11 protein-coding genes are annotated in these 13323 nt (G+C 72.3%); 8 read left to right on the top strand and 3 right to left on the bottom strand.

The genetic code is table 11. The features are described 5' to 3' along the window. Positions 1 to 26: 26 nt before the first annotated feature. From ACR68M_RS19110 to ACR68M_RS19085, 6 genes are read left to right on the top strand one after another with little or no spacing between them, the layout of a single operon-like run. Positions 27 to 1523: an amidase gene (locus ACR68M_RS19110; RefSeq protein WP_441245314.1), complete on the top strand. Its 1497-nt coding sequence runs from the start codon at positions 27 to 29 to the stop codon at positions 1521 to 1523. A 52-nt stretch (positions 1524 to 1575) separates the two neighbouring features. Next, positions 1576 to 2232: a thermostable hemolysin gene (locus ACR68M_RS19105; RefSeq protein ID WP_441245313.1), complete on the top strand. Its 657-nt coding sequence runs from the start codon at positions 1576 to 1578 to the stop codon at positions 2230 to 2232. Next, a complete protein-coding gene (locus ACR68M_RS19100; RefSeq protein WP_441245312.1) occupies positions 2219 to 4711 on the top strand; it encodes an AMP-binding protein in 2493 nt (830 codons plus the stop codon). The genes ACR68M_RS19105 and ACR68M_RS19100 overlap by 14 nt, the downstream gene beginning before the upstream one ends. 29 nt (positions 4712 to 4740) lie before the next feature. After that, the gene (locus ACR68M_RS19095; RefSeq protein ID WP_441245311.1) at positions 4741 to 5439 is read left to right on the top strand and encodes an O-methyltransferase; all 699 of its coding nucleotides are present in this window, start codon (positions 4741 to 4743) and stop codon (positions 5437 to 5439) included. 38 nt (positions 5440 to 5477) lie between these two features. Continuing rightward, the gene (locus tag ACR68M_RS19090; protein ID WP_441245310.1) at positions 5478 to 6461 is read left to right on the top strand and encodes a hypothetical protein; all 984 of its coding nucleotides are present in this window, start codon (positions 5478 to 5480) and stop codon (positions 6459 to 6461) included. Between the two features lie 31 nt (positions 6462 to 6492). Further along, a complete protein-coding gene (locus tag ACR68M_RS19085) occupies positions 6493 to 7647 on the top strand; it encodes an MFS transporter (protein WP_441245309.1) in 1155 nt (384 codons plus the stop codon). An 85-nt stretch (positions 7648 to 7732) separates the two neighbouring features. On the opposite strand, the gene ACR68M_RS19080 is transcribed toward ACR68M_RS19085, so the two are convergent. Then, on the bottom strand, positions 7733 to 8071 hold the full coding sequence (locus ACR68M_RS19080; protein WP_441245308.1) for a cupin domain-containing protein: 339 nt from the start codon (positions 8069 to 8071) through the stop codon (positions 7733 to 7735). 268 nt (positions 8072 to 8339) lie between these two features. Then, complete coding sequence (locus ACR68M_RS19075) at positions 8340 to 9131, bottom strand: ArsR/SmtB family transcription factor (protein WP_441251649.1); 792 nt, start codon at positions 9129 to 9131, stop codon at positions 8340 to 8342. A 130-nt stretch (positions 9132 to 9261) separates the two neighbouring features. On the opposite strand from ACR68M_RS19075, the gene ACR68M_RS19070 reads away from it, so the two are divergent. Beyond that, a complete protein-coding gene (locus tag ACR68M_RS19070; RefSeq protein WP_441245307.1) occupies positions 9262 to 10731 on the top strand; it encodes a DHA2 family efflux MFS transporter permease subunit in 1470 nt (489 codons plus the stop codon). 138 nt (positions 10732 to 10869) lie between these two features. After that, positions 10870 to 11595 (top strand): LuxR C-terminal-related transcriptional regulator, encoded by a 726-nt coding sequence (locus ACR68M_RS19065; RefSeq protein WP_441245306.1) that lies wholly within the window; start codon positions 10870 to 10872, stop codon positions 11593 to 11595. A 42-nt stretch (positions 11596 to 11637) separates the two neighbouring features. Here ACR68M_RS19065 and ACR68M_RS19060 read toward each other — a convergent pair whose 3' ends face one another. Beyond that, positions 11638 to 13320, bottom strand: a complete 1683-nt coding sequence (locus ACR68M_RS19060) for a cellulose binding domain-containing protein (RefSeq protein ID WP_441245305.1) — start codon at positions 13318 to 13320, stop codon at positions 11638 to 11640. Positions 13321 to 13323: the final 3 nt, after the last annotated feature.

The raw sequence follows: 13323 nt of genomic DNA, 5'->3' as shown, positions 1-13323 counted from the left end.
CCAGGACGCGGACAAGGGGGGCGAAAGTGCAGGAATTCGAAGAACTTCGGGCACTGGACGGGCATGATCAGGCCGGCCTCGTCGCACGCGGCGAAATCACCGCCCGGGAGCTCCTCCGAGCCGCGATCGAACGCGTCGAGCGCTACGACACCGACGTCAACGCGGTCGTCATCCGCCACTTCGAACAGGCGCTGGCCGCTGCCTCGGCGGCGCCCGCAGCTGAGAAGGATCGCGGGCCGCTGCACGGGCTCCCCTTCCTGCTGAAGGATCTGGGGCCGTCCCTGGGCGGCATCGAGGCGACCGCGGGCTCCGCCTTCCTGGCCGGGTTCGTCCCGGCCGCCGACAGCGAACTCGGGCTGCGCTTCCGGGCCGCCGGGCTCCAGGTCTTCGGCAAGACCAACACCGCCGAGTTCGGCGTGCTCCCCACCACCGAGCCCGCGTACCACGGCGCCACCCGCAACCCCTGGGATCTGAACCGTAGTTCGGGCGGTTCCAGCGGTGGCGCGGCGGCCGCCGTGGCCGCCGGTCTGGTGCCGGTGGCGCACGCCAGCGACGCGGGCGGCTCGATCCGCATCCCGGCGGGCGTCTGCGGCGTCTTCGGGATGAAGCCGACCCGGGCCCGCACCCCACTCGGGCCCGCCGTCGGTGACCTGATGAACGGCATGGCCTCCGAACACGTCGTCACCCGCTCGGTCCGGGACAGCGCCGCGGTGCTCGACGCGATCGCCGGGCCCGCCCTCGGCGACCCGTACCCGGCCCCGCCCGGCCCCACCTCGCCGGGCCCCACCTCGCCGGGCCCCGCCTCGTACGCTGCGGCTGCCGCCGTCGACCCGGCCCGGCCGCTGCGGGTGGCGGTGAGCACCCGCCCCGCCCTCGGCACCCTGGACGCCGCGAGCCTCGCCGCCGTCCGCCACGCGGCGGAGCTGTGCGCCGCGCTCGGCCACGAAGTCGTCGAGGCCGCACCGCCGGTGGGCTTCGCCGATCTCGTCGACCCGTTCCTCGACATCTGGGCGGCCGGGGTCTCCTCCGCGGTGATCGCCTCCGCCGGTCTGCTGGGCCGCCGCCCGGAGCCCGGCGACATCGAGCCGCTCACCTGGCTGCTCTACGAGCAGGGCCAGCGCCTCGGCGCGGCCCACTACCTCCTCTCGGTCGGCCACCTCCAGCGTGCTGCACGTGCGTTGGCCGCCTTCCAGGAGGACTACGACGTGCTTCTCACCCCGACGACCGCCTGGGTGGCCCCGCCCCTCGGCACCTTCGCGGTCGGCACACCCGAGCAACAGCTGCGCCGGGCGGTCGAGTTCGTCCACGAGACGCCGCTCGCCAACCTGACCGGGCAGCCCGCCATGTCGGTGCCGCTGTACTGGACCGACGACGGACTGCCGGTCGGCGTCCACTTCACCGGGCGCTTCGGCGACGAGGCCGGCCTGTTCTCGCTGGCAGGCCAGCTGGAACGCGCCGCCCCGTGGGCAGCCCGCCTCCCGGCACTCGGGGCCACGTCCCAGGCTCTCGCTGCACGGCAGTGAGTCAACCAGCCGTGCAGCGGTGAAGTCCGAGGACCAGACCGAAGGACTCACCATGAAGATACGTGTCGCCCAGCGCAACTCCCGTCTATGGCTAGGCGCGACCCGCCTGGCGCGGCAGATCTACAGCCACGCCTACGGCGCCGAGATCCGGCCCTCGCCGGACTCCTTCATCGTCGCCCACTCCGACCCGTGGGCCGAGGACGGCACCGGGATCAGCAGCTGCGTCGGGATCAGCCGCGCCTCCGACGGCCGGTTCTTCTCCGAGCGGTACCTCGACGACCCGATCGACGTCGTCATCTCCAAGCAGTTCGGCGAGACCGTCCCCCGGGAGCGGATCGTCGAGGTCGGCGCCCTCGCCAGCAAGGAGCGCGGCGCAGGCCAGGAGATGATCCGGATCACCCCGGTCGTCTCCTGGTTCATGGGCATGGAGTACATCCTCTGCACCACGACCAGGGCCCTGCGCGACGCCCTCGAACGGTCCGACATCACCTTCACCCCCCTCGACGACGCCGACCCCGTGGTGCTCGGCCCCGAGGAGCGCAGGGCCTGGGGCACGTACTACGACCAGGAGCCGCAGGTCGGCGTGATCTCGCTGCGCGGGGTGTCCTCGCTCTTCGCCGAGATGACCGGCAGATACGCCTTCATCGAGCCGGAGGCCCCGGCCGACACCGAACGCACCGAGGAGGTGTTCAGCGTTGCTGGCAGTTGAGCAAGCCCTGCGGCGGTACGCCGACAGCGACCGGCCGCTGGTCCGGGTGCTGAACCCGGCCGGCGGGGCCGCCACCGTGCACGGCTACCGCGAGATCACCCGGGCCGCGCAGCGTCTCGCGGGCACCCTCGCCGAGGGCAGCCGGGTCGGCGTCGTCTGTGCCAACACCCCCGAGTTCGTCGTCGCGGACTTGGCGCTGCTCGCCGCCCGCGCCGTGGAGATCCCCGTCCCGCTGGCCTTCAGCGCCGAGCAGGCCGCCGGCCTGCTGGAGGAGGCCGACCTGCTGCTGGTCGACGCGGCCGGGCAGGCCCGACTCGACGAGTGGGGGCAGGCCGCCGCCCTGGCGCCCGGCTGCCGGGTCGTGCGGGTCGACCTGGCGGAGCTGAGCGCGGGCGCGACGGAGCCGTACCGGGCGCGGGAGACCACCGAGGACTGGATCTGCAAGGTCATCCACACCTCCGGCACCACCTCCCGCCCCAAGGGCGTCCGGATCCGTGCCCTCGGCATCGACGCGCTGCTCGCGTCGCTGCACGGCGCGATGCCCCCGGCCGCCTTCACCAGTTACCTCTCGACGGTGCCGTTCAGCCTGCTCATCGAGCAGGTCACCGGGCTCTACCTGGTGCTGCTGGACGGCGGCAGCGTCACCCTGCTACCCCCGGAGGCGGAGCTGATCGGCACCTCCGCCACCGCCGTCGGCGCCGTGCTCCCGCACCTGCGGGCCGCCCGGCCGACCGCCCTGGTCGCCACCCCGGGCCTGGTCACCGAGCTCGCTCACGCCGCCAGGGCGGCACTGGCGGCCGGCGCGAGCGTCCCCGAGACGCTCTTCGGCACCACGCAGGCGCCGGTGCTCTGCTGCGGCGGGGCACCCGTCCACCCGGACGTGCTGCGGGAGTTGGACGAGCTCGGGGTGCCCGTGTACGAGGGGTACGGGCTGAGCGAGAACAGCTCGGTGGTCAGCTGGAACACCCCCGGATCGCGCCGGATCGGCACCGTCGGCAGGCCACTGCCGCACGTCGAGACCCGGCTCGGCCCGGACGGCGAACTGCTGGTCAGGAGCGCCTCGTTGTTCGCCGGCTACACCCGGGACGATCCGTCCAGCTGCGACCTGGTGGACGGCTGGCTGCACACCGGCGACCTGGCGAGCATCGAGGACGGCTTCATCCGGATCACCGGCCGGAAGAAGAACGTCATCATCACCTCCGCCGGGCGCAACATCGCCCCCGAGTGGGTCGAGGCCCAGTACGCCCGACTGCCGTTCGTCCAGGCCGTCGCCGTCGTCGGCAACCAACTCCCGGAGCTGCACGGGCTGTTCGTGCTGGCTCCGGATACCGACCCGGAGGCGGCGCGGGCCGCGATCGCCGAGTTCGGCGCCGAGCACCTCTCCGAGGTGGAGCAGGTCCGGGCCGTCCACCTCGCCGAGGCCGACAGCCCCGCCTTCCGCCGGTACTTCACCGTCACCGGCCGCCCCGTCCGGGCGGCACTCGAACTTGCCATCACCAACCACGACTTGGACACACCCCCGAACGAATCCCTGCACGCGTCCTTGGACGGGAAGGAGCCGGACATGCCCACGCAGCCCATCGAGGAGCCGTACGGGAAGGGCGCGGGGAGGCTGCTGCGCCCCGGCGCCGAGGGGCAGACCCTCGCCGATCTCGACCCGGCGCACGTCGTCGGGCTGCTCGCCGAGGCCGGCTTCCTGCTGCTGCGCGGGTTCGCCCCCTCGCTGGAGGAGTTCTCGGCCTTCGTGAAGGCGCACTCCGAGCGCGTCACCCTCGACCCGGCCCGGTCCTTCCACGGCGGCGACGTCGCCCAGAAGGTCGACGCGGGCGTCCAGGCGCTCGGCCTGCACATCGAGAACGGGAACAGCCCCTTCGTCCCGGACCTGACGTGGTTCCTCTGCGAGAAGGCCGCCGCCATCGGCTCGCAGACCACCGTCTGCGACGGCTACCGGGTCTGGGACCGCGTCGCCGACCGGGCCCGTGCCGCCTTCACCGGCCAGGACGTGATGTACAGCCGCCGGGTCGAGGAGGACAAGTGGAAGACCTTCGTCCTCCACCAGCTCGGCGGCGCCAAGCCGCTCGCCGAGATCACCCTGGCGGACTTCCTCGCGCTCATCACCGACCAGGACTCCACCACCGTCGAGCCCGCCGCCGACGGCTCCGTCACCTACGCCTACCGCGCCCCCGCCGCCCGCACCACCCTCTTCGGCGAGCGGCTCTCCTGGGCCAACAGCATCTTCGGCCCTTCCTACAACTACGAGCCGCCGCGGATCACCTTCGCCGACGGCAGCGAGATCCCGGCCGAGCTGCTCACCGAGCTGGCGAAGCTCGCGGAGGAGGAGACGGAGGACCTCGCCTGGCAGGACGGCGATGTCGCGCTGATCGACAACACCCGTGTGATGCATGGCCGTCGGGCGATCACCGACCCCGACCGGACGATCTACAACGCCCAGAGCTACCTCAAGAGCGGCCTCCGCTGACCCCCTCACGTAACCCTGGGAGCCCCCGAATGACCGAGCAGACCACCGAAAACCCCACCGGCACCGGCCTGAACGCCCCGGCCGTCCGCCAGGTGCTGGCCGAGCTCTACCGCGCGTCCGAGTCCGACGACGCCGTCGTCGAGCACGCGCTCTCCCTCGTCGCCGGGCGGGAGGAGCCCCCGTCCCTCGCCGAGAGCGTGGAGCTGACCACCGAGGCGCTGCTGCCCGTGCAGCCCAAGGTCGGGCAGATGCTGCACCACCTCGTCCGGACGCTCCGCCCGGTCAGGGTGGTGGAGTTCGGCACCTCGTACGGAATCTCCACCATCCACCTGGCCGCCGCGCTTCGGGAGAACGGCGTGGGCACGGTCGTCGGCTCCGAGATGAACGGCCACAAGGTCGCCCAGGCCCGGAAGAACCTCGAAGCCGCCGGGCTGGCCGATCTGGTGGAGATCCGCGAGGGCGACGCCCGCGAGACGCTCGCCGACCTCGACGGGCCGGTCGACCTCGTCCTGCTCGACGGCTGGAAGGAGCTCTGCCTGCCGATGCTCGACCTGCTGGCGCCGAAGATGCGGCCCGGCACCGTGATCGTCGCGGACAACCTCTCGATGATGCCGCAGGAGTACCTGGACCGGGTCCGTGCCGAGGGCGGCGACTACGTCTCCATCGACCTGCCGCTCGGCGAGGGCATCGAGCTCTCCACCCGGGTCACCCCGCCCCCCGCCGGCTGACCGAGCCACCGACCTTCCGCCGTACGAGGAGCGCCGCCATGACCGCCACCACCACCGACCCCCAGTTCGCCGCCGTCGCCGAGGCGGTGCGCAGCGAGTTGGCCACCGTCACCCACCTGGCACACATCAACACCTTCCACCCCGGCGCCTTCGACTGGACGGCCGCCGCCACCCCCGACGAGCTGGCGTACCTCTCCCAGGTCGCCTTCGGCGAGCCCGGCCACGAAGCGGCGGCCGTCGCCTACATCACCAAGGAGCTGGCCCAACTCGCCGAGATCGAACGGCACGTGAGCACCGTGCTGGCCCTGATCATGGGCGAGCTGCACGACCTCCGGGACGACATCAACACCAGCCACGAGCTGCACCACGCGCTCTCCTGCTTCGCCGCCGAGGAGATCCAGCACGCCAACACCTTCTACCGCTACGCCCGGGAGATCTCCGGCGTCGAACCCCGGGTCTTCCAGGGCCTGTTCACCGAACGGCTGGCCGTCTTCCGCACCGACGACCACCCGTACGTCAAGCTCGTCGCGCTCTGTCTCTCGGCGTACGTCGGCGAGTCCGTCATCACCGTGTACGAGCACCGCACCGACGCCCTCGACCCGCAGCGGGCACACTTCTTCACCCGCCTGCTGCACACCCACGGCCTCGACGAGGCCCGGCACGTGAAGATCGACCACGTCGCGATGAAGCTGCTGCACCCGGCCCTCACGCCGGAGCAACAGGCCCGCGTCCGGGTGCTGCTGGAGCAGATCGAGGACCTCAACCGGCGGCTCGCGGGCAACTTCCAGGAGGCGACGAGCAAGGCGCTCGACATCGACTACACCCTCGGCAACCCGGCCGCCGCCATCCAGCTGGAGATCACCAAGGGCTTCGGCGCCCGGCTCTTCGCCGAGGACGGCACGCTGCGCGACGCGGACGAGATGCTCGACGCCGAACTCCTCGATCTGGTCATCCGGTTCTCCGGCCGAGGGTCGGTGCACGGCACCGCCACACCGCCGCTGACGCCGTCCCTGGCCGGCTGAAGCCCCCGCACCGATCGGGGAATCCGAAATCATGGAACTGGAGCGCTTCACGAGGGCCGGCCTCCTCGCCCTCGCCCTCGGCACCTTCGCCGTCGGGACGGACAGCTTCCTGCTGGCCGGGATGCTGCCGCAGATGGCCGCGGCCCTGCACGTCAGCATCCCGGTCGGCGGGCAGGTGATCATCGCGTACGCGCTCGCGCACGCGCTGCTCTCCCCCGCCGTCGTCGCCGCACTGCGCTGGCCGAGCAAGCCCGTCATGCTGGCCGGGCTGAGCCTCCTGGTCCTGGGCAACGTCCTCACCGGACTGGCGCCCGACTTCGGCCTCGTCGTGGCCTGCCGCATCCTGGCAGCCCTCGGCGGGGCCGTCTTCCTGCCGATCTGCACCGTCACCGCGGTGTCGACCGTGCCGCCCCACCGACGCGGCTTCGCACTCAGTACCGTCCGCGGCGGCTCCACCGCCGCCGCCGCCCTCGGCATCCCGACCGGGGTCGCCTTCGCCACCCTGGCCGACTGGCGCCTCGCGATGTACTTCGTGGCGGCGCTCGGCGCCCTCGCGGCGGTCTGCGTCGCGCTCCTGACGCCGGGCCTCCCCGCCACCGCGCCGATCCGCCCCTCCCGGGGGCTGGCGCCGCTCGCCGACTCCCGGATCGGCCTGACCCTGCTGATGACGGCCCTGGTCTTCTGCGGGCTGTTCACCCCGTACAGCTACGCCGCCCAGCTCTTCCACGACGGCACCGGCACCGACGGCGGCAGGCTCGCCCTGCTGCTCGGCGCCTGGGGCGCGGCCGCTCTCACCGGCGCCCTGACCTCGGCCCGGCTGACCGACCGGCTCGGCGCCCGGCGGGTCATCCGCGGCTGCGGCCTGATCGGCCTGATCAACCTGGCGCTGACCCCGTGGTCGGCCGACCGGCCGCTGACCGCCCTACTGGCGGCCGTGGTCTGGGGGTACTGCGGCTGGGTGCTGATCGTCCCGATCCAGCACCGCCTGATCGGCTTCAACCCGGCCGCGGCGCCGTTCTCCATCCTGTTGACCTCCACCGCCTGCTACACCGGCCTGGCGCTCTCCGGGGCGGTCGGCGCACTGCTGATGACCTGGACGGACGCCCGCTACCTCGGCCCGGTGGCAGCGGCGATCATGCTGATCGGCCTGGCCGTCGGCGAGTTGCGACCCCGGCTCGCGTACTGACCCGGCCCACGCACCGACCCTCCCGAGAACGGCGGCGCCCCCGGCCAGGATCTGGCCGGGGGCGCCGCCGTGGGCCGAACGGCCGCTACGGCAGGGGCGCGACGGGGGCTTCGCGGATGCCGAGCAGCGTGCAGCCGGTCTCGGTGGTCATCTGGTGCACACTGCCGGGCTCCTCGATGACGAGGTCACCGACCCGGTAGCGGTCACCGTTGTCGTTCACCAGCTCGCCCTGGAGCACGAACATCAGCTCGTACCCCAGGTGTTCGTGCAGATCTCCGTGGGCACCGGCGCCGAATCTGATCAGTTGGGCGGTCGCCATCTGGTGGCCGTCGGTGGTGTAGATCTCGTGGATGTCCGTTCCGGCGCGCCCTGGTTGGACCCAGTGGTCCCACCCGATGGACTCGAGCCCATCGTCGGACAGCAAGTTGCGAAGTACCGTCACGTGACGGGCCGTTGAGTCGATCATGGACTGTGTGAGAGTGGCCATTCAGACGTTCTCCTATCCGTTTGACTGGCGTCCGGCAAGCCCTTCAGGACCGTGCGGTATCCAGCTTCGGCTGCCCCGCGCGGCCCGTCATCCGCCGACGGAGGAGAGCGTTCCGGTGGTCCTCGGAAGGTGGAGCTCCGCTCGCCGGACTCGTCCACCGGTGGACGGGAAGGCCCGGACTCCCGATACCCCTGCCGGGACTGCGTCAGGTCCCGATCTCCACCCGGAAGGTCTCGGCCAGCCCCCGGGCGCCCTCCTCCGTCACGTGCACCACCCGGGGGCTCACCCCGTGGCGCAGCCAGTGGAGTTCGAACAGCCGGGCGGTGATCGCCGCCCCGAGCGCACCGGAGAGGTGGTGCCGCTGCTCGCTCCAGTCCACGCAGTAGCGGACGGCCGCCCGGCGCGTCGGCGCCCGCTCCAGGTCGATGCCGAAGGCGGCCAGCTCGACTCCCCCGGCCTCGGTCACCGCGTACCGGACGTCCCGGCCGTAGCCGGAGGACTGGTCCCGGACGGCCTCCTCGGGCCGGTGGACTCCGTCGTGTCCGGCGATGATCCCGGCCTCCAGCAGTGCGCCCATCAGGGCCACCCCGAGCTGCCCGGCCAGGTGGTCGTAGCAGGTGCGGGAGCGGCGCAGCGCGTTGCTGACGCTGCTCTGCCGCAGCGAGGTGACGGGCAACGGCGGCGCGATCACGGCGAGCGCCTCCAGCGCCGTGCTGACGTCGGGCCCGGCCAGTCGGTAGTACCGGCGGCGGCCGTCCGGCTCCACCGTGATGAGGCCCGCCTCGACGAGTTTGCCCAGGTGGGAGCTGGCCGTCGGGCCGCTGACCCCGGCCTCCTCGGCGAGTGAACCGGCGGGCAGCGCCCGGCCGTCGCTGAGCGCCTTGAGGATGCGGGCGCGGGAGGGGTCGGCGATGAGGGCCGCGGCTCTGGCGATGTCGGTCTGCCGACTCACCTGGTCCCCGACCCGTCCGGCCGTCGTGGTGGTCATGGTCGTCATCGTGGTCACGGCCTCAGCGTATGCCGACTTCACTTCGACCGGCAGCGAAATGTCGTGGGGTCGTCAGCTCGCCGATATGAACCTGACACTTCGATGGGGAACGAAGCATTCTGCCTCCAGACTTGACGTTATGACGCTGAACGACTCCTCGACCGCACCAGCTCCCACTCCTCAACTCGCCACCGGACAGAGCCAGGTGGCCGCCAAGCGGCAGCCGCTGGCGTTACTTCCACTGATCGCCCTGAGCCTCGGCTACTTCCTGGTGATGCTGGACGTCACCGTCGTGAACGTCGCCGTGCCGAACATCCGCGAGTCGCTGCACACCGGCGCGTCCGGCCTGCAGTGGATCGTCGACGGGTACAGCACCTTCTTCGCCGGGCTGCTGCTGCTCGGCGGTGGCCTGGGTGACCGCCTCGGGCACCGCCAGCTCTTCCTCACCGGGCTGGCCGTCTTCACCGCCGCCTCCGTCGGCTGCGGGCTGGCCTCCTCCACCGTCGTGCTGGTGGTGGCCCGGCTGGCGCAGGGCGCGGGCGCCGCGTTCCTCGTCCCGTCCTCCTTCGCCCTGCTCCAGGCCGCCTACCCGGACCGCGCCCAGCGGGCCAGGGCCGTCGGCATCTGGGGCCTGGTCGCCGCGATCGCCTTCGGCGCCGGGCCCGTGGTCGGCGGGATGCTGGTGTCCGGCCTGAGCTGGCGGGCGGTCTTCTGGCTGAACCTGCCGGTGGCCGCGCTCGCCGTCCTGCTGACGCTGCGGCACGTCCCCTCCCCCGCCCGCAAGCCGAAGGCCGGACGGATGGACCCGGCCGGGCAGGTGCTCGGCGTGCTCGGCCTGATCGGTCTGGCGGGCGCACTCAACGAGGCCGGCTCGGCCGGCTGGTCGTCCCCGGTGGTGATCTCCGGCTTCGTGCTGGGCGCGGCCGCGCTGGTCGTCTTCGTCCTGGTCGAGCGGCGCCTGGAGAGCAGGATCGCGACGCATCCGGACGGCCGAGCCCCGATGCTGCCGCTCTCGCTCTTCCGGCAGAGCGGGCTCAGCCCGACCACCGTGATCGGCCTGCTGCTCAGCATGGGCTACTACGGCATGCTCTTCGTGGCCACGCTCTACTTCCAGCAGGAGCGCGGCTACAACGCCCTGGGCACCGGCCTCGCCCTGCTGCCCTCGGTCTGCATGGGGTTCCTCGCCGCACCGCTCTCCAGCCGGGTCACGGCCCGCACCGGGCCGTACCTGCCGATGGCCGGTGCGCTGCTGCTCGGCGCCGTCGGCTTCCTCGGCTGGCTGGCGGCCGGGCCGGACACCCCGTACCCCGTCCTGCTGTTCGCCCTGATGGCCACCGGCCTCGCCACGCCCGTCACGGTGGTGGCCTCCACCGTCGCCATCATGGAGTCGGCCCCGGCCGGTGGCGCCGGAGTGGCCTCGGCCGTCTTCAACGTCTCCCGTCAGGTCGGCAGTGCGATCGGCGTGGCCCTGTTCGGCACCCTGGTCGCGGCCTCCGGCCACCTGGTGGGCGGGCTGCACACGTCCGCGCTCATCGCCTCCGCGGCCTTCCTGGCCGGCTCGGTGCTGGCCGCGATCACCCGGCGGCGGACCGCAGCCGCCAACGCCTAGGCCGACCTGCCCGGCCGACGACTCCGGCCGCCCTGCCCCGGCCGACATCTCGGGCCGGGCGTACGACTCCGTGCGCCCGGCCCGAGATGTCGGCCACCTGCCTGCCCGCCCACCCGGCCACGAGAACCAGGAGGTCCGATGAAGACGCACGTCTGTGAGGAGGAGTGGTTCGCGAACGACTGTCCCGCCGCACCGACCGCCCGTGTCCTGCTGGCCGACCCGGATCCGATCTCCCGGCACGTCCTGGCCACCGTGCTCCGGCGGACCGACCAGCTCCGCCTGGTCGCCACCGTCGACATCGCGCACCCGCCGAACCGGTGGCCGCTCGCCGGTGTCGACGTGGCGATCCTGGCGGTGGGGCCGAACGACGACCACGCCCGAGCGGTGCAGCAGCTGACCGCGCGGCACATCCGGGTGCTCCTGCTGGGCATCGGCTGGACGAGGGCCCGGCTCGACGCCGCCTTCGCCTCCGGCGCGGGCGGCTGCCTGGTCAAGGACACCCGGCTCGGCGGGCTCGTCCCGGCGACCCGCGCGGTCGCCGCCGGTCACACCGTGCTCTCCCCCGACCTGCTCGCCCTCTACCGCTCCCCCGCCCGGTCGGCGCGCCCGGACACCGTGCCCCTGGCGGCCCCGCCCCCGGGCCGCCGGCTCCGCCGTCTGCTGTCCTCCCTCACCGACCGCGAACGCGAGGTGCTGACGCTGCTCTCCGGCGGCTTCTCCACCGCCGAGGCCGCCCACTCCCTCAAGGTCTCCCCCGCGACGGTGAAGAGCCACGTCTCACACTCCCTGGCCAAACTGGGCGTCCGCAACCGGGTCGAGGCAGTCCTCCTCGTCCAACGCGTCAACGACCCCCGCCAGGCCTGACCGAAGACCCGGCGGTCGACTCTCCCCGGCCGCCGGGCCGCGTCAGTGCTTCGGCACCGTGTTCACGTAGTTGGTGCCGGTGGCGTAGAAGCCGTCCACCGCCTTCTGCACGTCGGCCTGGGAGACGGCCTGGTCGGCCTTGTAGTAGAACCAGTTGACCCGCATGTCCCAGCTGCGCGGACCGGTGAAGGGCAGGTCGACGAACCAGGCGCTGAAGTGGGCGCCCATGGCCTCCCGGGGGAAGTACTTGCCGTTGCTGCTGAACAGCTCCTTGCCGTCCATCGAGTACGTGGACACCCCGTTCATGGACGTGACCATGAAGGTGTGCCAGCCGCCGAGGTGGGTCCGCAGCGCGTGGGTGACCCGGTCCGGGGGCTTGGCGCTGTACCAGCTGGTGGTGTCGAGGTCGGGGTCCTTCACGCCCCAGCCGCCGTTCGGCATGTACTCGTAGTCGAGTTCGCTGTAGTGCTGCGAGGTGTCCCCGGAGGAGATCGCGAAGAACGACTCATTGAGGTGGTCGCCGTTGCGGCCGGTGGTGGGCTTGTCGCTCAGGAAGATCCGGGCGGCGAAGGTCCCCTTGAAGATGTTGGTGTCGGTGCTCAGCAGCTCGGACTGCCGGGTGCCCGCCTTCGTCCCGTCGGTGCTGGCCTTCAACTGGAGCACCTGACCGCCCTGCGCGGAGGCCTCGGACGGGAAGCTGACGTCCGAGGGCTGCCAGGTGTCCTTGATCCCCGGGCCGCCCTGATCGGTGCGGGCCTGCCAGCCGTGGGCCGTGAGCGCGGGGTCGTCGAAGCCGCTGTAGTGGAAGTTGTCGAACACCACGCCGGCCGGCAGCGCGGCCGCCGACGGCGCCGCCGTGGGAGCGGTCGAGCCCTGGGCCGCCGCGACGGCACCGGCACCGGCACCGGCACCGGCACCGGTCGGCTCGTCGCCCCAGACCAGCACGCCCCGGAGGTACGCCGTCACCAGCTTCGACGGCGCGAAGGCGGTCGACTCGGCGTTGAACGACCGGTCGGCGGCCTGGTCCAGCTGCTTGTGGTCGGGGCGGAAGAGCTGCAGCTCGATGCCCTCGGTGCTCGCACCGGGCGCCAGGCTGCCGGCCCCCGGGCCGAAGCTGATCTGGAGGTACCGGCCTCCGGCCGAGCCCGGCGCGGTCAGCGCGCCGATGCTGCCGGAGACGTTCGAGCAGCCGAAGTGTGCCTGGACGCAGTTGAACGCGTACCCGGAGACGTCCGTCGCGGTGAAGTAGTACCGGAGCGTCACCTCACTCAACGGCACCGCGCTGCTGGAGTTGTTGACGACCTCCAGCCACGGCTTGGCCGCCGTCGCCGTGGCCGCGCCGTCCGTCCTGTACCGGACGGTGAGCTCGCCGTCCGCGGGCTGCCCGGAACGCCACATCGGGTAGAGCGCGGTCGCGCCGCCCACCAGCACGGTCACCAGCAGCACCAGCTTCAGCTGCGTCCACCCGCGGCGGCGGGGCGGGTCGACGGAGATCCCCTCGGGAATCCCGTTGGCCGAGAGCCGGACCCGGCCGCCACCGGGGCCGCCGGCTATCCGGCCGTCACGCCGGCGCCGCCTGACGGAGGCCGCGTAGGTCGCCAACGACAGGACGACGATCCCGGCGCTGAGGGCGAACATCAGCCGGGACACGTCCGTCACTCTGGTCAGCGCGAAGGCGATGCCCGCGATGACGACGCAGACCCCCGCACCCTTCAGAGAATTCATTGC

The sequence above is a fragment of the Kitasatospora sp. McL0602 genome (assembly GCF_052076145.1).
Taxonomy (GTDB): domain Bacteria; phylum Actinomycetota; class Actinomycetes; order Streptomycetales; family Streptomycetaceae; genus Kitasatospora.
This window is presented reverse-complemented; position numbering and strand designations above follow the sequence as displayed.